Below are 20,499 nucleotides of genomic sequence, written 5' to 3' on the forward strand. Positions count from 1 at the left end.
ACCAGGAGATATAAGCATGAGCGGCTGGAGCACTGCAGACATTCCACCCCAGACCGGCAAAACCGCCGTGATCACCGGCGCCACCGGCGGGCTCGGCTATGAGACCGCGCTGGCGCTGGCGGGCGCCGGCGCAACCGTGGTGCTGACCGGCCGCAACGACATCAAGGGCAGGCACGCGCTCGAGCGCATCCGCGCCCAATATCCCAATGCCGACGTCAGCTACGAGACGCTCGATCTGGCGAGCCTCGCCTCGGTCGCCGACTTTGCCGGGCGCTTTGCCATCAGCCGTCCTTCGGTCGATCTCCTCATCAACAATGCCGGCGTGATGGCGCTGCCGAAGCGGCGGACGACGCAGGACGGTTTCGAGATGCAGCTCGGCATCAATTATCTTGGCCATTACGCGCTCACCGCGCGCCTGCTGCCGCAGCTTCGCCGCGGCCTTAAGCCCCGGGTCGTCAATCTCTCGAGTCTGGCGCACCGCTCCGGCGCGATCGATTTCGCTGACCTCCAGTCGGAGCGGTCCTACCGCCCGTGGCGCGCCTACTGCCAGTCGAAGCTGGCGATGCTGATATTTGCGCTCGAATTGCAGCGCCGCAGCGACGCTGCCGGCTGGGGCCTGATGAGCAATGCCGCCCATCCTGGCTATGCGCGCACCGACCTGATCCCGAATGGCCCGGGCACGAGGAGCCTATCGTCGTATTTCAGCCGCTTGCTGCAACCCTATGCCAGCCAGTCCGCCGCGGCCGGTGCGTTGCCGACATTATTTGCCGCGACCTCGCCGGCCGCCGAGCCCGGCGGCTATTATGGGCCGAACTGGTTCTACGAGTTGAAGGGCCCGCCGGTCGAGGCGAAGATCATGCCGCAGGCGAAGGATGCCGCGGTCGCGGCGATGCTGTGGGAGGCCTCGGCGACGCTAACCGGGGTCTCCTTCGACCAGTTCGCGGCGGCCGCCTGAAAAGCCCACGGAGTTGCCCTAAATTTCAACACTTTTGCGGTAGCCCCTTGCTTCGATAGGTTTTTCGCGGATCAGAGCAAGAGGCAGCATGGATCGCATCCGAATCGTCGGCGGCAACGAGCTCAACGGCACCATCTCGATATCCGGCGCGAAGAATGCCGCGCTGCCTCTGATGATCGCGGCGCTCCTCACAAAGGAGACGCTGATCCTCGACAACGTGCCGCGGCTTGCCGACGTCGCGCAGCTCCAGCGTATCCTCGGCAATCACGGCGTCGACATCATGTCCGCGGGCAAGCGGCCCGGCGACCGCGAGTACCAGGGCCAGACCCTGCACATCTCGGCCGCCGACATTATCGACACCACCGCGCCGTATGATTTGGTGTCGCGGATGCGCGCCAGCTTCTGGGTGATCGCGCCGCTGATTGCGCGCATGCATGAGGCGAGGGTGTCGCTTCCCGGCGGCTGCGCCATCGGCACCCGGCCGGTCGACCTCCTGATCATGGCGCTGGAGAAGCTCGGAGCGGAGATCTCGATCGACGGCGGCTATGTGGTCGCGAAAGCGCCCGGTGGCCTGCGCGGCGCCGACATCGCTTTCCCCAAGGTCACGGTGAGCGGCACCCATGTCGCGCTGATGGCAGCGACGCTTGCCAGGGGGACCAGCGTCATCACCAACGCCGCCTGCGAGCCTGAAATCGCCGATGTTGCCGCCTGCCTGAACAAGATGGGCGGGCGCATCACCGGTGCCGGCACGCCCCGCATCATCGTCGAGGGTGTCGCCAGCCTCCACGGCGCGCGCCACACCGTGCTGCCGGATCGCATCGAGGCCGGCACCTATGCGATGGCGGTCGCGATGACCGGCGGCGAGGTGCAGTTGTCCGGCGCACGGCCGGAATTGCTGCAATCGGCGCTCGATGTACTCTGCGAAGCCGGCGCCACCGTCAGCGTCAACAATGACGGTATCCGCATCGGCCGCAACGGCGCCGGCCTTCGCCCGGTCAAGGTCACGACCGCCCCGTTCCCCGGCTTCCCGACCGATCTGCAGGCGCAACTAATGGCGCTGATGACCTGCGCCGACGGCGCGTCCGTCATCACTGAGACGATCTTCGAGAACCGTTTCATGCATGTGCAGGAACTGGCGCGGTTCGGCGCCAGGATCTCGCTCGACGGCGAGACCGCCACGATAAGCGGCACCGACACATTGCGCGGCGCGCCGGTCATGGCGACGGACCTGCGCGCGTCCGTCTCACTGGTCATCGCCGGCCTTGCCGCCGAGGGCGAGACCATGGTCAACCGCGTCTACCATCTCGATCGCGGCTTCGAGCGGCTGGAGGAGAAGTTGTCGGCCTGCGGCGCGTCGATCGAGCGCATCAGGGACTGATATCGGGGGAACCGGTTCTGATCCAGGAGATTGCTTTCGGCATGATACCGCCCGCACCACTCAAACTGATTGCACTCGATGCCGACGATCTGGCCGTGATCTCGGCGCATGTGCAGGATGCCCACGTGCAGGCCTCCGACATCGTCTGGCGCCAGGGCGAGAAGCGGCTCGTGGTCGGCATGTCCAGGCTGGATTGGGAGCAGACGCTGTCGGGCGAAACCGCCTCGCGCCGGCTGATCGCGGCGCTGCGCTTCGACCGCGTGCTTGCCTGCAAGTCACGCAAGATCAACCTGGAGGCGCCGGACGCCACCCTGGAACTGCTCGGCATCGAGTTTCACCAGGGCGCCGCCCCCGGCGGCAGCGCGCTGCTCCTGTTCAGCCAGGGCGCCACGCTCCGGCTCGACGTCGAATGCCTGGAATGCGAATTGACCGACCTCGGCCCCGACGACCTCGGCACCGCGCCGGCAGTCCCGGAGCTGCCGTAGGGTGGGCAAAGCGAAGCGTGCCCACCACCACGAGCGGAATGCTTAATGGTGGGCACGCTGCGCTTTGCCCACCCTACGGGCCGGGCCCCTTTGTCCGCCATCGAGGGTTGACGGCCCCTATCCGCCGCGCCATTGAGCAGGGACCCTGAATCCAAATTCAAGAACGCCCCATGCCCCTCCGCCTGGACCGAAGCAGCGCCGATTTCGAGCAGCGTTTTGCCGCCTTCCTTGCCGCCAAGCGCGAGGTGTCGGCCGATGTCGAGCGCGCCACGCGGGCGATCGTCGACGATGTGGTGGCGCGGGGCGATGCCGCGCTGATCGAGGCGACCCGCAAATTCGACCGGCTAGAGCTCGATGCCTCCAACTTGCGCGTCACCGCGGCCGAGATCGATGGCGCGGTGAAGGCCTGCGATGCCGCCACGGTCGATGCGCTCAAGCTGGCCCGCGACCGCATCGAGAGCTTCCATCAGCGCCAGATGCCGAAGGACGAGCGCTTTGTCGACCCGCTCGGCGTCGAGCTCGGCTGGCGCTGGAGCGCGGTCGAGGCGGTCGGGCTTTACGTGCCCGGCGGCACCGCGGCCTACCCGTCCTCCGTGCTGATGAACGCGGTGCCGGCCAAGGTTGCCGGCGTCCCGCGCGTGGTGATGGTGGTGCCGGCGCCCGACGGCAGGCTCAACCCGCTGGTGCTGGCGGCCGCCCATCTCGGCGGCGTCTCCGAGATCTATCGCGTCGGCGGCGCGCAGGCAGTGGCGGCGCTCGCCTATGGCACGGCCACGATCGCGCCCGTTGCAAAAATCGTCGGCCCCGGCAACGCGTATGTTGCCGCTGCCAAACGGCTGGTGTTCGGCAAGGTCGGCATCGACATGATCGCTGGCCCATCCGAAGTGCTTGTCATCGCCGACGACACCGGCAATGCCGACTGGATCGCCGCCGATCTGCTGGCGCAGGCCGAGCATGATACGAGCGCGCAATCGATCCTGATCACCGATTCTGCGCGGCTCGCCGCCGATGTCGAGCGTGCGGTGGAGGCGCAGCTCGCAACCCTGCCGCGCGCGGAAATCGCGCGCGCCTCGTGGAATGATTTCGGCGCGATCATCCTGGTGAAAAAGCTCGACCATGCGGTGGCGCTCGCGAATGCGATCGCGGCGGAGCATCTTGAGGTTATGACTGCCGATGCGGAGGCGTTCGCGGCGAAAGTCCGCAACGCCGGCGCGATCTTCTTGGGCCCGCATACGCCGGAAGCGATCGGCGATTATGTCGGCGGCTCAAACCATGTGCTGCCGACCGCGCGCTCGGCACGGTTCTCGTCCGGCCTCGGCGTGCTCGACTTCATGAAGCGGACCTCGATCCTGAAATGCGGCCCCGACCAGTTGCGCGCCCTGGGGCCGGCCGCGATGACTCTCGGCAAGGCCGAGGGGCTGGACGCCCATTCCCGTTCCGTCGGATTGCGCCTCAATCTGTCATGAACAAGCCGCCCACTGAGGAGGACCCCAACAATCGCATCGTCGCGGTGACGCTCGATGAGGAATCGATCGGGCGTTCCGGGCCGGATATCGAGCATGAGCGCGCGATCGCAATCTACGATTTGATCGAGCAGAACCTGTTCGCGCCGGCCGGCGCGGAGAGCGGGCCGTACACGCTGCACATCGCCATCACCGGCAACCGGCTGATGTTCGACATCAGGCGGGAGGACGGCACGCCTGTCGTGGCGCATCTGTTGTCGCTGACGCCGTTCCGGCGGATCGTGAAGGACTATTTCATGATCTGCGACAGCTACTATCAGGCGATCCGCACCGCGACGCCGGACAAGATCGAGGCCATCGACATGGGCCGCCGCGGCATCCATGACGAGGGCTCGCGCACGCTGCAGGAGCGGCTGAAGGGCAAGGTGCGGGTCGATTTCGAAACCGCGCGGCGGCTGTTCACGCTGATCTGCGTCCTCCACTGGAAGGGGCAGGACGCATGAGGCGCGCGCGGCCGCAATCCAACAAAGCTTGAGCGATGGGGGCGCCGCCCGCGCGCAATCCGCAGGCCGTGTTGTTCGCATGCGGCCAGAACAGCGTGCGTTCGCCGATGGCGGCGAGCCTGCTGCAGCAGATGTTCCCGCAAGGGCTTTATGTGCGCTCCGCCGGCGTGAAAAAGGGCGAGCTCGATCCGTTCGCAGTCGCCGTGATGGGCGAACTCGGCCAGGATATCTCCGCCCACAAGCCGATCACCTTCGACGAGCTCGAGGATTGGGAAGGGCTGAACTTCGACCTCATCGTCACGTTGTCCCCGGAAGCCCACCACAAGGCGCTGGAGCTGACCCGCACGCTCGCCGCCGACGTCGAATACTGGCCGACCCACGACCCGACCGGCACCGAAGGCAACCGCGAGCAGAAACTGCAGGCCTATCGCGAAGTCTGCGACGGTCTCCTGACCCGCATCCGCCGCCGTTTTGCCAAGGCCGGTGCCACGAACGAGTAGGCGTATAATTGCCGACGTCGCTGCCACACACTCCCGCCTCTCCCTGCAAGGGAGAGGCGGGATTGCATCGCCAGATGCAATCCGGGTGAGGGTCCCCGGTCTATCGAGAGACGAGCGCACGCGGAGCCAACCCCTCACCCAATCGAGTCCGCGTCCACCCCCTGAGCCGCCCTCTCCCACAAGGGATGAGGGCACATCAGCTCGCACCGCAACCTTCTCCTTGTGGGAGAAGGTGGCGCGAGGCGCCGGATGGGCGATTCTCTCCGCACGCACAGGACCGGCAGTCAGATGTCATCGTTGGCCGCGCGCTCACGGTTGCCCCTTTGTCGCTTCCCTGACAAAGAGCTGTGCTTATGGGGCACGTATCCTCCTGATGGAAATGATTCGCAGCCGGGTTCCACGGTTGTGAAACAAGGCCCCTTCCGATAGGTTCCGCGCGCGCTTACCCACCCAATCCTGCTTCTTCCAAGAGCCTGCATGCTTGGCCGTCCCAAACTCGTTCTTGCTTCCGGCTCGCCGCGGCGGCTGGCATTGCTCAACCAGGCCGGCATCGAGCCGGATGCGCTGCGTCCGGCCGATGTCGACGAGACCCCGCGGCGGGGCGAGCTGCCGCGCGCCTGCGCCAACCGCCTGGCGCGGGCCAAGGCGGAAGCGGCGCTGAAATCGGTGCAGCTCGACGACGACATCCGCGGCTCCTTCATTCTGGCTGCCGACACCGTGGTCGCGGTCGGCCGCCGCATCCTCCCCAAGGCCGAGTTGGTGGATGAGGCCGCGCAGTGCCTGAGACTGCTGTCGGGCCGTAACCACCGCGTCTACACCGCGATTTGCGTCGTGACCCCGAGGGAAGCGTTCCGCCAGCGCCTGGTCGAAACCCGCGTGCGTTTCAAGCGTTTGAGTGAGGATGACATCCAGGCCTATATCGGTTCGGGCGAATGGCGCAGCAAAGCTGGCGGCTACGCCGTGCAGGGCATCGCCGGCTCCTTCGTGGTCAAGATGGTCGGTTCCTACAGCAATGTCGTGGGCCTGCCGCTCTATGAAACGGTCACGCTGCTCGGCGGCGAAGGTTTTCCGATCCGATACGGCTGGCTGAACACCGCTACGGTTGGTTGAATGCCGGAACAGCGAAAACAGGCGGGCGCCGCGGGGGCGCCTGCGAAGGCCGAGAAGCCGTCCAGACCGTGCCCGATCTGCGGCAAGCCCGCCGAGCATGCGTTCCGCCCGTTCTGTTCCGCCCGCTGCCGTGACGTCGACCTCAACCGCTGGCTCTCCGGCACCTACATTGTCCCCGGCCGTGACGACCAGGCCGAGGAGGAATAGGTTAGGTTTACCAATAAGTTGTGGAAAAGGCCGGTTCGATCAGGATCCCTCCGCCAGGCCGGGCTCGCCGCGCCGTAGCCAAAGGCGAAGGCGGGTGGACAGCGGCCCTCCACCCCACTATAACCCGCCCGCTCGCTCGGCCTTTTCCGGCCGTCTCGCGACCTGCCCAGGTAGCTCAGTTGGTAGAGCATGCGACTGAAAATCGCAGTGTCGGTGGTTCGATTCCGCCCCTGGGCACCAACGCTCCCACCGACATTTTATTGGGTGGGGCTGCGTCAGGGCGGCTCGGCGCCCGCGAACTTCGAAATGGATCGGATCGCCAGGCCCGATCCGCGGCGCGACGACGATGCTGTCGATGAGTTCGCGCAGCTTGAGGCACGCAGCTTTGGCATCGGCAGCCGAAAGCGCTTTCGCGAGTTGCTCCACCGCATCGAGATAGACGGCGATAGTCGCCGGATGCAGGGTGATGACGTTCGCTTCGGCCGCCCGAGCGAGGTGCGCCTCCTGGCGATCAATCTCGACGTCGAGTTCGGCGACCCTGGCGCCGACCATGCGTCCGGTCAATTCTCCCTTCGCAACGGCGTCGACCAGTCTGGCCGCCTCACGGCGCGCATCCCGTAGCTTGCGCTCGGCCGCGGAGCTCTCGCGCGACCGCTCGTTAGAGAGCCGCGCCCATTCCTCGGCAAAGCCCCGGCGGGCGGCCTCGGCAAATGCGGGCGTCGCATTCTTCGCGCCATTGGTGCCGTTGAGGGTCATCGGCGGTCGATCAGGCGGCCAAGGCTTCGGACCGGGTTCGAAATACCACCGCGGTTGCCTGCGCGATAATGCCAGTGCTAACGAGAAGAGGGCGCTGATCAGGTCGTTGCGGCCGGACCTATGGCAGCCGCCTTCGGATGAACAGTCCCCGTCGGCAGCACCGGCTTTCATTTCCAGGCAGCGCGGGGCCGCGGCGCTTTAAATTGCCTGTCACGCTGGCGACCCTTGAGCTGACCGCAAATCGCATTTCGCCGCTCATTCACCGCCTTGATTGCATCGGGTGACCGCAGGCGATGGTTGGCGGTGGAATCTTATGTTTCCTCCTCCGCCTGTTCGATCGCTGCAGGCATTTTAGCCACTGACATCAACGTGCGGGCGACCTGATTGAGCAATTGATCGGCGTTCTCTTCCTCCGCCAAGGACTTCGAGAGTAGCGCGACTATGGCGCTGTGCCGCAGTTGCTGAGCGAGGTTCTTTGCGGTGGTATAGGCCGACATCTCGTAATGTTCCACGCGCTGAGCCGCACCGATGAGTGCCAAGTCCGCGAGCGCGTCCTCCTTTTTCTCACCCTCGTCCATGACTTCCTGGCCTTCCTCGACCAGGCCCATCATGCCTTTGCAGGCCTTCGCTCGTGCGGTCTCCCCGAGCAGCGAGAAGCACTCGTTGAGCCGCTCAATCTGTTCTTCCGTCTCCATCAAGTGCTGCTCGAAAAGTTCTCGCAGGCGATCGAATCGGGCCGCCCTCGCCATTTTGGGAAGAGCCTTGGTGAGCTGCTTCTCCGCGTGCAGAATGTCTCGCAGTTCATGGACAAGCAGCTCGCTCACGCCCTCAGGGGCCGTCGGTGGGGAACTCTCGGTCTTGATCACGGTGGCCGTTTCGCCGTTGCCTTCGGGGAGCAGGGCCGGAGAGGCCATGAATTCCCAATCGCCGCCTTCATTCCAAGGCCCGCGAGTATCGATCTCGCCTTCATCTCCAGCACCGGTCGAATCGTTGAAGAACTGATTCACGAGGCCCGGGGTCGGCGGGATCTTGCCAATCGAGAACGCGGGCTTCTTCATGCTCTCGAGCGCGGCAGCAAAGGCCTTCATGTGCGTGATTTCGCGAGTCATCAGGAACTGCAGTGCGTCCTTGCTGCCCGCATCGTCGCAAAAGTTGATCAATCGTTCATAGACGATCTTCGCGCGCGCCTCGGCCGCAATGTTGCTGCGGAGATCAACGTCCAATTCGCCGGTGATCTTCAGATAATCCGCGGTCCAGGGATTTCCCTGCGAATTGAACAGATTGACGCCTCCACCGCCTGCGATTGCGATCAATGGATCGGCCTCAGCCTTCTCACGATCGAACTTCGTCGGTTTAAGATGCATACGGGCGAGACAGCCGACGATCTCGAGATGACTTAATTCCTCCGTGCCGATGTCCATCAGCAGGTCCTTGCGATCCGGGTCTTCGCAGTTGAGCCCCTGGATCGAGTATTGCATCGCCGCCGCCAGCTCTCCATTCGCTCCTCCAAATTGCTCGAGAAGCATATTGCCGAACCGAGCATCGGGCTCGTCAACGCGCACGGTATACATGAGCTTCTTGACGTGATGATACATGATGGGCCTCGCGGGATGCTGAAATACCTGCCCACAACTCTCCAGATTGAAGGACGTTCCTGAGTTCTCAATGCCAGCAATCCGAAGGCTGCGCGAAAGGACGCTCACATAGTCAAGGCCCAATGAGAGGGCTACCAGATCGAAGGGCGCTGTATCATCAGCCAGAAAATGCCCATCACGGCGCCGAATGCCGGAAAGCCAAAGCTAAACCAGGCCCAGAACAGCCTGTGATATCGCGAGGGCAGCGGCTTTCGTTCAGCTGCCGAGGCAGTCGCCAGGTTGCGCAGCTGCATCTGAATCCAGACAACTGGAAGCCAGAAGGCGCCCGTCACGAGATACAGGACTATCGATAGCACAATCCAGCTCTCGGTCAGCGAATATCCAGCCTCGTGCGCGAGCGCGATTCCGGTCAAGGGTTGTGCCACCACGGCCGTTGCCGTGAACAGGAAATCAGCGAGGACGACAATGCGGGCGATCGCCGCGACAATCACAGGGTCTCCGGTCAAGTGCGCGCGAAGCATGAAAAAAGCGATGCCGGCTCCAGTACCCAACAAAACCGCGGCTCCGATGAGGTGAACATATTTCAAAAGGAAATAGATCATTATTTTTCATCCACGATCGCAAGCGCGACCAGATGCAGCACGAAGATCGGAATGATCTTCAAGAGGGGACCAAGAGGCTCGATCCATAGCTCGGGCTGGAGAGTGGTGCCGGACACCGCGTAGAACGCCGAAAGCGCCATTGCGCCGTAGAGTCCCTGCCGCGTGAGGGGGCGCCAAACGATGCAGAGGCCGACAGCAATATCTGCAAGCGCGCCGGCAACAACCGACGGTACGGACAGTAGACCTGCCCCGGTGCCGCGCATCAGCTCCACCCCGCTGGGGTAACCTACCGTCAGTGAGATCACGCCGGTACAGATCCAGAAGAAAGACAAGACAATGAAAATGATCGCCTTGAGCAGATAAAGTCGGGCAAACCATTTTTCCTGGATGGTTGCGGGTTCGGCCGCCAGCGCCTCCGCCAGTGATCGAGGCGGGATGCCGGTGATCGAGATCCACCCCTGCGGGTCTCCCACGGCCCCTCGCGCAATTTCGCGCGCGGCATTGGTTCGTACCGGCGGCCGCCAACCCAGCGCTCCCGCAACATCGCCGAGCCAGTAGGTGAGCTTCGACAACGGATGCGGAATTACGAACGAGCGGGCCGACGGCCAATCGTACCAGTTACGGTATCGCGCAATGATCTCTCCCATCTGCAGTCTTTCGGGGCCGGCGAGCTCGAGCGCCAAGCGGGCCGGAGCATCTTCTTTGAGAAAGAATAAGACGGTATCAACGACGTCGTCCAGCTGCACCACCTGAAGGGGTCGTGTATCGGGCATCAGCGGGACCCAAGGCAGGCTGGCAAGTGAGCGGATCAAGGCGCTTGCGCCGAATGCTGGACGACCAAGGACCACCGATGGCCTGAGAATAACCCAATCGAGCTCCGTTGCCATCAAACGGCGATCGCCCTCGTACTTCGTTGAAGAAAAGGGCGATGGCTGCGCGCGATCGACGCCGATCGCAGAAAAATGGATAACGCGACGGACGCCACTTTTCTCACAGGCATCGAACAGGGCGCCAACTCCGGCTGCATGAACGCCCTCGGTATCCTCGCGCCTACCATCCTGCAGGACGCCTGCGCAATTCACGACTGCATCTATGTTCCTGAGAACTGACAGCCAGTCTTCCGGTTTTCGGGTGGATGCAATATCCAGCGTCACCCATTCAGCTATCGGCAATTGATGAGTTGCATGGCGAGCGAGCCCAATCACCTGATGCCCCTCGTGTGCGAGACGAGTCGCGACCGCAGATCCAATCACACCCGTCGCACCTGAGACCACAATCCTCATTGGTTCTTTCAGCAGGTTTGCCGCCTGCTGCTCCAGGCACTTCACCAAGGCCAAGCCACACGTCAGCTCTCCGCCACGTTCTGCTCTCCAGGCCGCGCGCAAGCTGCCCTATCCAGACTGGCCCGCGAAGCGCCGGAAGGTTCAGGAGCGGAGATTCCTGATGTCGACTTCATCCCGGAAGATTGTTTGGTGGCTCCTTTAGCTTGTCCAATTGTTCGGCTTCCGTCCGCAATTCCAGTTCCGCACGGCGCCAAAACTCCTCATCCCTGCCTTCGGGTCTCCCCGCAGCTTCCCATAGTCGATGCGCACGAACTCGGATTTCGTGGTCATTCGGATCCGCCATGGCTTGTCGCGCTCCGCTCAGGGGGCCATTCCGCCCCACTTCTCGATCGGGCATTCCACCGCGGATCGCCATCGAGGTAGCACCTTGTCATCGGATGAAAATACGGACGACCGCCGAGTGTTCCCGAAGCTTCAGTCAGGCCGCTGATCTCGCTCGGCCCGATGACGCGATCAAGAGGATAAGACGCCTTTCCCGTTAAAGATCGGCCCCCGGGCTCAGAGCTTCGGTGCAGATCCTTCTAGGAACAACCGCTATCTAGGTAGGTTTGTGACTAACATTCTCCAAAGAAAGGAAACGTCTATGGCTACGACAGCACGAGATATCTTCATTGTAGGCCTGCGCAATGCGCACGCGATGGAGATCCAGGCAAGGGAGCTGCTGGAGCGGCAGTCGGAGCGGCTCGACGAATATCCGGAAGTCAAATCCAGGATAACCAGCCACCTCGATGAGACCAATGAGCAGCTCCGTCGGTTGGAGCAGTGCCTGGAGACCTGCGGCGAAAGCACGTCGACCCTGAAGGATACGGCCCAGTCTTTCATGGCCAATATGATGGCGATGGGCCATTCGATGGCAGGTGATGAAATCCTGAAGAACACCTTTGCCAATGACGCATTCGAGCACTACGAGATCGCGGCATATAAATCACTTCTGGCACTTTGCGGGGCCGCGGGAGCTGATTCGGCCCGTCCACTACTGGAAGCCTCCCTCAAGGAGGAGGAGCGGATGGCGGACTGGGTCGAGGGGAATGTCGAGAAGGTCACGATGCAGTATGTCAACATTCAGGAGCGCCAGGCGGCTTGAGCCGCGGCCATGACTCTCAGCCGACCGGGCTGACGAAGATTGGCGACCCGAGGTTCGCCATCGCTGCGCAATACTCCTCGTCCAGGCAAGGAGCGGCCAAATGGACGCACGACACAACACAGTCCGGCAGGAGTCATCCGTGGAAGCCGGAAGCGGGCCTAAATATCACACTTACGCTAGTGCGGCGGTGATCGGTGCCCTGATCCTTGCAGCAACGGCGCTCGTGAACCGGCAACTAGCGGCGAATGCGGAGCAAGAAAATCCACCGGGGGGCGGGTTTCTCGAGATAGATGGCGTGCGGCTACACTATCTGGAGCGCGGCGCGGGCGACGTACTTGTGCTGCTCCACGGCAACGGCAGCATGATCGCCGATTTCGAAACAAGTGGCCTTTTGCAATTGGCGTCACAAACCTACCGCGTCATCGCGTTCGACCGCCCGGGATTCGGGCATACTAAGCGGCCACGCGGCGTTGTGTGGACCCCCGAAGCACAAGCCGAGCTCATTCAGAAGGCACTCGGAAGGGCGGGCATCTCTAATCCAGTGGTACTCGGACATTCATGGGGAGCTTCAGTGGCGGTAGCCCTTGCGCTGAAATTTCCCGATGCAGTCCGGGCGCTAGTGCTGGCTTCAGGATACTATTATCCGACCCCGCGGCTTGACGTCATGATTAAGTCTCCGCCAGCCCTGCCCGTCATCGGAAGCGTCCTGAGCCATACCCTCTCGCCCGTTCTCAGTCGGTTGATGTGGCCGCTCCTAACGAGGAAGATATTCGCACCCGCACCGGTGCCGCCGAAGTTCAGGTACTTTCCCAAAGAGATGGCAATGCGGCCTTCTCAGATCCGAGCGAGTGCGGGAGAGGCGGCTTTGATGATTCCCGACGCCATCGTGTTCCGCAGGCAATATTCTGAACTCAAGATGCCCGTCGTGATCATTGCAGGCGAGGGCGATCGAGTTGCCAATATCGACGAACAATCGGCCCGGCTTCATCATGAGATAGCCCACAGTACCTTTCACCGCGTGAAGGGTGCGGGCCACATGGTGCATCAGAGCGCCCCTGATCAGGTCATGATCGCCATTGGCGAAGCAACGACGCTTAGCTCGAAGCGCAGCGACAAGGCGACCTCTCTTCAACAGGCGGGGTAGCGAGCCATTTGCGAGGAAATCGAGCCAAGCTGATCAACGGCTCGCGTTCCAAACGCCCCTGACATTGTAACTCACGAGGCCGTGGTCGATCGCACGTGTGATGTTTCAGCCATCTTAACATACTTGAATGTAGCTCTGAAGTTCCCGCGATTAACTTTCGATCATGGAAGCCAAGCGCAAACGCAATCGAGCCAAGCAGACCATTTCGCTCCAGGAGCGGCTGATCAGCTCGGCGCTCGCAGTCGCGCGAAATGTCTGTCGCCCGGCGCGGAGCGGGAAAAGCTGCTCCGGCAGGCGCGGCAAGCCGAGCGCGCTGGCGAGCTGAATGCGGTCCTTAGTTTGGGTCCATCGAAATAAGAGACGTGCAGGTGGATTTTCGCGAGCGCATGGGCGGAGCATGGGCGAGTTTGCTGAGCGTGTTCAAGCGAACATGGACATTGTCCTAGATGAGGTCTGCGCTGAGTGGCCGAATGGCGGCGACCACGAGAGCCGAAAATATATCGCAGAGCAACTCATCCAGGCCGCGCGCGGGGGCCAAACGACTCTCGGAGCGCTGACATACGTGGGCCGTCGAGCCCTCGTTCATTTCAACAACAAGCCGAAATCAGCCTGACCCGCTCGCACGTGGGGATGGTGCGATAGCTCCGCCCCGGCAATGGCCGCGCGAGGGCGCCAACTCTTCTCTTTTGATTCCGAGGGAAATTGAATGTCCTCTCACTGCGAGGTCGTCGGCCAAGAATGCGCCATGCCAGCCAATCCCAAGCCTATTGCCGAGATAGCGCACCGAGGAACTCTAACTGGGCGGAAGCATTGACGGACAGATAGCCTGCTGGAGTAGCAGCATGAGCAAATCATCACAAACCGTCGTTGATGTCGTCGCGGACAGCCTTGTCCGCCATGGCATCGATTTCATTCTGGGCCAGAGCGTTCCATCCGCACTCGTGCTCGCCTGTGAGGATCGCGGCATTCGCCAGATCACCTATCGCGAAGAGAATGCGGGCGGCGCAATTGCCGATGGCTTTGCTCGCGCATCGAACCGCGTGCCGGTAATGATCTGCCAGAACGGCCCCGCTGCTGCGCTCGCGGTGGCGCCGTTCGCCGAGGCGATGAAAGCGGGCATTCCGATCGTGGCGCTCATGCAGGAGGTCTCCCGCGAACACATCGGTCGGAACGCGTTTCAGGAATACGACCACAAAGCGTTGTTCCAACCCGTCACCAAGTGGTTTCGTCTCCTGGAAAGTGTCGATGGAATCGAGGATCATCTTGATCAGGCCTTCATTGCCGCCGCGAGCGGCAAGCCTGGTCCGGCGGTCCTGATGATTCCTGCGGACCTGCACAGGGCGCCAGCGAACAAGTCCGCGCACCGCACGGCGAGACTTGCTTCCTGGCCGATCGATCGGCCGCGCCCGGCGGACGCTGCGATCCGCGATGCCGCGGATCTGATCGCCAACGCATCGGTCCCTGTCGTGATTGCCGGTGGTGGCATTCATGCTTCCGATGCGGGCGCCGCGCTGCTTCGTTTTGCCGATGCTGCAGGCATTCCGGTGACCACCACCAACATGGGCAAGGGCGCAATCACCGAGACTCATCCGCTTGCGGCCGGACCGATTGCTTCCCTGACCGGTCCGGGATCGCTCGGCCGACGCACCCGGTCGCTTGTGACCAATGCTGATCTGGTCCTGCTGATAGGCACCCGCACCAATGAAGATGGCACAGACGGTTGGCGCCTGATCCCCAGGGATGCCCAAGTCCTGCATATCGATATTTCGCCAGAGGAGATCGGCCGCAACTATCAATCCGTGCGACTGTTAGGCGACGCGCGGGAGACACTGAATGCATTGACCGATGCACTTGCAGGCAGGGCGCTGAATCCTTCCCGCAGCCAGGACGAGCTCGAGCGGTTCATCGCCGGAGCATGGGAGGCTTTCGAACGCGATCGTGCGCCCTGGCTGACCGACGCCTCACCGATCCGCCCGGAGCGGACTCTTGCTGCCATTCAGCGTCGCCTTGGTCCAGACACCATCGTCGTGTCCGACGCAAGCTACGCTTCGAACTGGATCGTGGGCCAGCTTCGCACATCGCATCCGAGAACGCGCATCATCTCTCCGCGTGGTCTGGCAGGATTGGGCTGGGGACTGCCCCTTGCACTTGGCGCAAAGCTCGCGCGACCTGCGAGCGAAGTCATCGCCGTCGTCGGCGATGGCGGTTTCGGTCATGCCTGGGCAGAAATGGAGACCGCCGTGCGCAGCGACCTGCCAGTTACCGTCGTCGTACTCAACAATGGCGTCCTCGGCTATCAAAAGGATGCCGAGAAGGTGAAGTTCGGTCGCTATACTTCATCCGCCCATTTGCGGCAGGTGGATCACGCTCTCATCGCACGCGCGGTCGGCGCCCAAGGCCGTCGTGTCATGGACCCGCGCGATCTCGACGCCGCACTGGCCGAAGCGGCCAAGGCGCCGATGCTCAACCTGCTGGACATCATCACCGATCCCGGCGCGCATCCGCCAGTATCGCTGTATGAAGGCACGCTTGACCGTATGGAAGGTGATCGGATCGTTCAGGATCCCGTGCCGTAGTTGTGACATCGCGCTGTCACCCTCCGCGTCCTACCTCCGGCGTTATGGCCTAAGGATTCCAGCCGCCACTGCCGTATGGGCGCGGGATGATTTCGAGCAGATGCCCGTTCAGCGAGCAGATCATCCAGGCCAACATGCGCCGCATTTGTGCGGGGCGCACCGTGCTCATCATTGCGCACCGCCTGTCCACCGTGCGGATGGCGGATCGCATCATCACCATCGAGAAGGGCCGGATTGTCGAGGATGGCTCGCACGACGAACTGATCCGCACCGGCGGGCGTTACGCCATGCTGCATCGGATGCAATCCGGCGGAAATCCCGAACCGCCGCCGTCCACCCGGCCAGTGGTGGTGCCCGCATGAATACCGCGGCGAAGGTCATCCCGATGCGGCCGCGCGACTCGCTCCGTCGAACTCTTTGCGATCAGGACTCTTCGTGAGATACAGGCGACGAAGGAAAAATGGAGTGGAATACGCCCACCCCGCTCGCCTGCTCGATTGACGAGAGCATGATCCAGAAAAGTGTAAACCGGTCTTCCGAAAAGATCGTGCTCAAACAATAAGCTGGAGCGCGATGATGATTCATCCTCATTTCATCGCGCTTTGGGCATGCGAGGCGACTGGTTTAGGGCGCACCAAGCTCAGGCGAAGCGACTAAATTTTTGCAGGCGCTCTCCGTCAGGCCCTCATTTGGTCACTTGCACACGTCGCGTCTTAGGCATAAGGCGTTCGAGCGAGGTTGCGACGGCGTCAAAACTGCTTCCCAGAGCGAGATACGGTTGAGCGTCGGCTTGCGTTAGGACCAGTTTGCCTACCGGCCGTTCGAAGTGCCGGTGGCGCTGACGTGCCTGCTTGCGTCAGGAGCCACGCACGAAATGCCGAGAGCAGGGGATTGTCGGCTTTCTCTTCCGGGCAGGCGAAATAGTACGAGCCGGCGCTTCTCAACGTGAGGCTCGACAGCACCTTCAGCTTGCCGGAGGCCAACTGGTCGGAAATCAGGAATTCAGGAAGCAGCGCCACGCCAAGACCGGAGTTCGCTGCGCTGATCAAAGTGGATTGAATATCGAAGCGTGGCCCGCGGATCACATTCGTGCCGCCAAGTTCCGCAGCATCGAACCAGCGACGCCATGCATCGGGTCGCGACACCAGATGCAGAAGCCGCAGTTCGGCAATCTCACTCGCTCGCAGTTCGGCGCGCTTGCCGATAAGCTTCGGCGATCCAACCGGCAGAAGAACTTCGTCGAACAGATAGTCCGCTTGCGTGCCGGGCCAGTCGGGCTCACCGAAGTATAGCGCACCATCGAGAGCGGTCTCGCTGAAGAAGAAGCGCGTGTTGCGCGCACTCACGTTGACGGCAATGCCGGGATTCCGAGCATAGAAGTCCGGCAGGCGCGGAATGAGCCATTCGGTGCCGACGGTGGGCAGCGCCGCGATGTCCAGAACCGTGCCGTCGGCCTCGTAGCCCATGATCTCGAGTGTATCGCGCTCGATCCGCTCGATCGTCTGCGCTACACGGGTGCTGTAAGCTGTTCCGGCACGCGTCAGGGTGATCCGCTTCTTGATCCGGTGGAAGAGTCTGACGCCGAGTTGCGCCTCCAGTTGCGCGATCTGGCGCGAGACCGCACTTTCGCTCAGCGCGAGTTCGCTGGCGGCACGCGTGACGCTGAGGTGCTTGGCAGCCGCGCTGAAGGCCATCAGCGCGCCGAGGCTAGGTATTCTGCGACGCATAGTTCATTCCAAAAACGCAAGATATCCGCAGATTAAATTGTTTGCATGCCTAAACGTAAGGCAACAAACTGGTCCGGATGATTAAAGTCTATTGAGCGGCGGCCTTCATCAGGCCGCGCCCCTCAATGGCGTTGGGAATCTCAGACTGCAGCGCCAGCCACCCTGCAGGCGCTTCAACGATCAACTCCAAGGCGCATATCCGTGGCGGTCAACAAATTGCATCACGAGTTCCACGCGCTCGACATGGAAAGAGGCTGGTCGGCGATCTGATCATTGGCAATGACGTGAACGGGCAAGGCGGCACGCCGTTTGCTGGATACGCTCGAAAATTTCTGCAAGAGGTCTTGATACAATGAGTAATGCGAAGCCCGTCATCATCGCTGGGGCAGGGCCGGTAGGCATGGTGGCAGCGGCAGATATGGTGCGACAGAACATCCCGGTTCTGGTGCTGGAGAAGAACGACCAACTGAGCAGCGAGTCGCGCGCATCGACGTTCCATCCGCCCACGCTGGACATGCTCGATGATCTCGGTTTCGCCAGCACCCTGATTGCGCAGGGCCTGAAGGCGCCGACTGTTCAATACAGTTCGTCCGAAGACGGCCTGCTCGGGACGTTCGACTTCGCGGCGATTTCCGATCTGGTGCGGCACCCGTTCCGCCTGCAGGCCGAGCAGTTCAAGCTGACGCGCATCATTTTGGATGCTTTGTCCGGCAACCCACTGTTCTCGATCGCGTTCGGCAGCGAGGTCAAATCCGTCGAGCAGACGAGCGATGCCGTCAAGGTCGTGGTCGGGGCCCAGGGACGCGACACCATACGTGAATGTGCCTGGCTGATCGGCGCCGATGGCGCGAACAGCATCGTACGCCGCAGCCAGGACATCGAATTCGAGGGCTTCACCTGGCCCGAGCGCTTTCTGGTGATGACAACTCCGGTCGATTTCACGGTGCTTCGCCCGGGTGTGTCGTCGGTCAGCTACGTCGCCGACCCCGAGCGCTGGTACTTCCTTCTCCGTATCCTCGGAGCGTGGCGCGTGATGATGCCGGTGGCTGCGGAAATCTCCGATGCCGAGGCGCTCTCCGAAGACTATGTGACGGCGTCGATCCGGCGGATCGTTCCCGCCGAGATGGACGCCCCCATCCTCCACACGACGTTGTACCGTGTGCATCAGCGCGTCGCCGCGAACTTCCGGAAAGGTCGCACCTTCCTGGTTGGCGACGCCGCCCATATCAACAATCCGCTCGGCGGCATGGGCATGAATGGCGGCATTCACGACGCATTGAACCTGACGGCGAAGTTGGGTTCGGTCATCAACGGTACGGCCAATGAGCGCGTTCTCGCCGACTACGATCTGCAGCGTCGTACGGTCACGATGCAGGCCATTCAGGGCGATACCATTCGCAACAAGAAGAATCTCGAGGCGAAAGATGAAGCTGACCGCGCGCGTTTCCGCGACGACATTCGCGCCGCGGCCGCCGATCCGGAAAAGGGACGAGCGCTCCTGCGCCGAATTGCAATGCTGGATTCGCTCGAGCGGGCAGCTTCGCTGCATGTCGCCGCGGCCGACCAGGGGTGATCACCAATTCTCTCTTGGACGATGTCGACGGTAACCGGCTTATCGGCCGGCCAGTAAGAACCACGTCAGTGGAGGCGCCAGTGAACTTGGAGGAATCAATGCCACGGTTCCCAGGATGTCATGCAGGATGTTCAGAATGCGAAGCAATAATCTACTGATGAAGTGGGCGACGTTTATGTTGGCGGCACTGCTATCGCCAGCATCCTTCGGGGTGCCCGGCGCGGCAGCGGCTGGATTCCCTGAAAAGATGATTACGATTGTCGTCCCGTATCCTGCCGGAAGCACCGCCGACGCGATTCCACGATTGGTGGGCCCGTTGATGTCCAAGTCGCTCGGTGTTCCGGTGATCATCGAAAATCGCGGCGGCGCAAACGGCTCGATCGGGGCGGTTCGCGTCGCTTCGTCACCAGCGGATGGCCACACCATTCTGCTTGCGACGACTGGCATGCTTACAATCAACCAATGGATCTATGAAAAGCCGACGTACAATCCTGAAAAGGATTTCACGCCGATCACCAATGGCGCTTCGACGCCGAACATCATCGTCGTCAATCCGTCGGTCAAGGCAAGCTCGCTGAAGGAGTTGGTGGCGCTGGCCAAAGCTGAGCCGGGCAAGCTGACATTTGCTTCGGCCGGCAATGGGAGCACGAGCCACCTGTGTGGGGAGACGTTGAAGGTGCTCGAAGGCATTGATGCCGTTCACATACCGTACCAGGGAGCAGCTCCGGCACTCCAGGATGTTGTCGGTGGTCAGGTTTCTATGATGTGCGACAACCTGTCGAATGTCGTCCAGCAGGTGCAGAGCGGAGCGCTGAGGCCGATTGTCGTGACCGCGCTTGAACGAAGCAAGCAGCTAACCGATGTGCCGACGTCCCCGGAAGCAGGATCACCTGATCTCCTCGCAGGCAACTGGTACGGCTTTGTTGCTCCATCGGCGACCCCAAAGGACGTGATCGAGAAGCTCAACAAGTGCATCGTGGAGGCCTTGCGAGATTCGACCGTCTCAGCTCGTCTGGAAAGCCTTGGTTTGACCGTGATCGCCGATGAGCCCGCCAAGTTCGGAGAAACCATCGCAAGGGATTCTGCGCGGATGGAAAATATTGTGAAGCGTGCAAAAGCAAAGGTTTTCAACTGACGCTGTCGATCAGAGGGCACCGATGATCGCGCTGAGAAGCACTTGCAGCACGAAGACGTAGGCCGCCGCTACAGCACCAACGCCTGCAACCCGCCTCTCGCCCACAGAAACGTGTATGTGCGCAAACCGCTTTGGGTGCCTCTGCCCAAAGCTATGGGTGCTTGAAGCGAATGGGGACGACCCTTGTGCGGGTGGTGAGAGCTGTCATCAAAGGCGGCCTCTGGTCGCACGCTCGAATGGCGACGAGATGGTGCCCCTGGCCGGAATCGAACCAGCACTCCTTGCGGAACTCGATTTTGAGTCGAGCGCGTCTACCAGTTCCGCCACAGGGGCATTCGCCCCATCAGCCCGGAGGGCTGGCGT

Annotated in this window: 19 protein-coding genes, 2 tRNA genes and 2 pseudogenes; 17 read left to right on the forward strand and 6 right to left on the reverse strand. The window is 62.1% G+C overall.

What is annotated here, in order from left to right:
- Positions 1 to 16 precede the first annotated feature (16 nt).
- The 11 genes and pseudogenes from YY7_RS0117770 to YY7_RS65050 form a co-directional block, all read left to right on the forward strand.
- Entirely contained in the window at positions 17 to 955 is a 939-nt protein-coding gene (locus tag YY7_RS0117770) for an SDR family oxidoreductase (protein ID WP_028164425.1), read from the forward strand.
- Positions 956 to 1,043: 88 nt separating this feature from the next.
- A complete protein-coding gene (murA, locus tag YY7_RS0117775; RefSeq protein WP_028164426.1) occupies positions 1,044 to 2,333 on the forward strand; it encodes a UDP-N-acetylglucosamine 1-carboxyvinyltransferase in 1,290 nt (429 codons plus the stop codon).
- A gap of 41 nt (positions 2,334 to 2,374) precedes the next feature.
- Complete coding sequence (locus YY7_RS0117780) at positions 2,375 to 2,818, forward strand: DUF2948 family protein (protein ID WP_028164427.1); 444 nt, start codon at positions 2,375 to 2,377, stop codon at positions 2,816 to 2,818.
- Between the two features lie 170 nt (positions 2,819 to 2,988).
- Positions 2,989 to 4,284, forward strand: a complete 1,296-nt coding sequence (hisD, locus tag YY7_RS0117785) for a histidinol dehydrogenase (RefSeq protein WP_028164428.1) — start codon at positions 2,989 to 2,991, stop codon at positions 4,282 to 4,284.
- Positions 4,281 to 4,784: a UPF0262 family protein gene (locus tag YY7_RS0117790; protein WP_028164429.1), complete on the forward strand. Its 504-nt coding sequence runs from the start codon at positions 4,281 to 4,283 to the stop codon at positions 4,782 to 4,784. The genes hisD and YY7_RS0117790 overlap by 4 nt, the downstream gene beginning before the upstream one ends.
- 35 nt (positions 4,785 to 4,819) lie before the next feature.
- Positions 4,820 to 5,284, forward strand: coding sequence for a low molecular weight phosphatase family protein (locus YY7_RS0117795; RefSeq protein WP_028164430.1), 465 nt, complete (start codon positions 4,820 to 4,822; stop codon positions 5,282 to 5,284).
- Positions 5,285 to 5,761: 477 nt separating this feature from the next.
- A complete protein-coding gene (locus YY7_RS0117800; protein ID WP_028164431.1) occupies positions 5,762 to 6,394 on the forward strand; it encodes a Maf-like protein in 633 nt (210 codons plus the stop codon).
- Positions 6,395 to 6,601 carry a DNA gyrase inhibitor YacG gene (gene yacG, locus YY7_RS0117805; protein ID WP_028164432.1) on the forward strand — a complete coding sequence of 69 codons (207 nt, stop codon included), beginning with the start codon at positions 6,395 to 6,397 and terminating at the stop codon, positions 6,599 to 6,601.
- 164 nt (positions 6,602 to 6,765) lie between these two features.
- Positions 6,766 to 6,841 (forward strand) — tRNA-Phe (locus YY7_RS0117810).
- Positions 6,842 to 6,907: 66 nt separating this feature from the next.
- Positions 6,908 to 7,222 carry a hypothetical protein gene (locus tag YY7_RS0117815; RefSeq protein ID WP_155255222.1) on the forward strand — a complete coding sequence of 105 codons (315 nt, stop codon included), beginning with the start codon at positions 6,908 to 6,910 and terminating at the stop codon, positions 7,220 to 7,222.
- Between the two features lie 308 nt (positions 7,223 to 7,530).
- Positions 7,531 to 7,641: pseudogene (locus tag YY7_RS65050) on the forward strand (metallophosphoesterase family protein); the annotation flags it as partial.
- Positions 7,642 to 7,668: 27 nt separating this feature from the next.
- Here the strand turns inward: YY7_RS65050 and YY7_RS0117820 are convergent.
- The 4 genes from YY7_RS0117820 to YY7_RS58140 form a co-directional block, all read right to left on the reverse strand.
- Positions 7,669 to 8,952: a DUF892 family protein gene (locus tag YY7_RS0117820; protein ID WP_028164434.1), complete on the reverse strand. Its 1,284-nt coding sequence runs from the start codon at positions 8,950 to 8,952 to the stop codon at positions 7,669 to 7,671.
- Positions 8,953 to 9,083: 131 nt separating this feature from the next.
- The gene (locus YY7_RS0117825) at positions 9,084 to 9,554 is read right to left on the reverse strand and encodes a DUF2269 family protein (protein ID WP_028164435.1); all 471 of its coding nucleotides are present in this window, start codon (positions 9,552 to 9,554) and stop codon (positions 9,084 to 9,086) included.
- Complete coding sequence (locus tag YY7_RS0117830) at positions 9,554 to 10,837, reverse strand: SDR family oxidoreductase (RefSeq protein WP_028164436.1); 1,284 nt, start codon at positions 10,835 to 10,837, stop codon at positions 9,554 to 9,556. Before YY7_RS0117830 ends, YY7_RS0117825 begins: the two co-directional genes overlap by 1 nt.
- 169 nt (positions 10,838 to 11,006) lie before the next feature.
- Positions 11,007 to 11,252 (reverse strand): DUF2934 domain-containing protein, encoded by a 246-nt coding sequence (locus YY7_RS58140; RefSeq protein ID WP_349642663.1) that lies wholly within the window; start codon positions 11,250 to 11,252, stop codon positions 11,007 to 11,009.
- A gap of 228 nt (positions 11,253 to 11,480) precedes the next feature.
- On the opposite strand from YY7_RS58140, the gene YY7_RS0117835 reads away from it, so the two are divergent.
- The 4 genes and pseudogenes from YY7_RS0117835 to YY7_RS0117860 form a co-directional block, all read left to right on the forward strand.
- Positions 11,481 to 11,981, forward strand: a complete 501-nt coding sequence (locus YY7_RS0117835; protein WP_028164437.1) for a ferritin-like domain-containing protein — start codon at positions 11,481 to 11,483, stop codon at positions 11,979 to 11,981.
- A 139-nt stretch (positions 11,982 to 12,120) separates the two neighbouring features.
- The gene (locus tag YY7_RS51965) at positions 12,121 to 13,125 is read left to right on the forward strand and encodes an alpha/beta fold hydrolase (RefSeq protein ID WP_245287306.1); all 1,005 of its coding nucleotides are present in this window, start codon (positions 12,121 to 12,123) and stop codon (positions 13,123 to 13,125) included.
- 842 nt (positions 13,126 to 13,967) lie between these two features.
- A complete protein-coding gene (locus tag YY7_RS51970; protein ID WP_035690406.1) occupies positions 13,968 to 15,701 on the forward strand; it encodes an acetolactate synthase catalytic subunit in 1,734 nt (577 codons plus the stop codon).
- Positions 15,702 to 15,811: 110 nt separating this feature from the next.
- Positions 15,812 to 16,063 (forward strand): annotated as a pseudogene (locus tag YY7_RS0117860) (hypothetical protein); the annotation flags it as partial.
- Between the two features lie 387 nt (positions 16,064 to 16,450).
- Here YY7_RS0117860 and YY7_RS51975 read toward each other — a convergent pair.
- The gene (locus YY7_RS51975; RefSeq protein WP_080663741.1) at positions 16,451 to 17,428 is read right to left on the reverse strand and encodes a LysR substrate-binding domain-containing protein; all 978 of its coding nucleotides are present in this window, start codon (positions 17,426 to 17,428) and stop codon (positions 16,451 to 16,453) included.
- Positions 17,429 to 17,780: 352 nt separating this feature from the next.
- Here YY7_RS51975 and YY7_RS0117875 point away from each other — a divergent pair, with 352 nt between their 5' ends.
- Together YY7_RS0117875 and YY7_RS0117880 are read left to right on the forward strand one after the other, a co-directional pair.
- Positions 17,781 to 19,001 (forward strand): FAD-dependent oxidoreductase, encoded by a 1,221-nt coding sequence (locus YY7_RS0117875; RefSeq protein WP_028164440.1) that lies wholly within the window; start codon positions 17,781 to 17,783, stop codon positions 18,999 to 19,001.
- 136 nt (positions 19,002 to 19,137) lie between these two features.
- The gene (locus tag YY7_RS0117880) at positions 19,138 to 20,136 is read left to right on the forward strand and encodes a Bug family tripartite tricarboxylate transporter substrate binding protein (RefSeq protein WP_028164441.1); all 999 of its coding nucleotides are present in this window, start codon (positions 19,138 to 19,140) and stop codon (positions 20,134 to 20,136) included.
- 248 nt (positions 20,137 to 20,384) lie between these two features.
- Here the strand turns inward: YY7_RS0117880 and YY7_RS0117885 are convergent.
- A tRNA-Leu gene (locus tag YY7_RS0117885) sits at positions 20,385 to 20,469 on the reverse strand.
- Positions 20,470 to 20,499 lie beyond the last annotated feature (30 nt).

Source organism: Bradyrhizobium elkanii WSM2783, assembly GCF_000472865.1.
GTDB classification, from domain to species: domain Bacteria; phylum Pseudomonadota; class Alphaproteobacteria; order Rhizobiales; family Xanthobacteraceae; genus Bradyrhizobium; species Bradyrhizobium elkanii_A.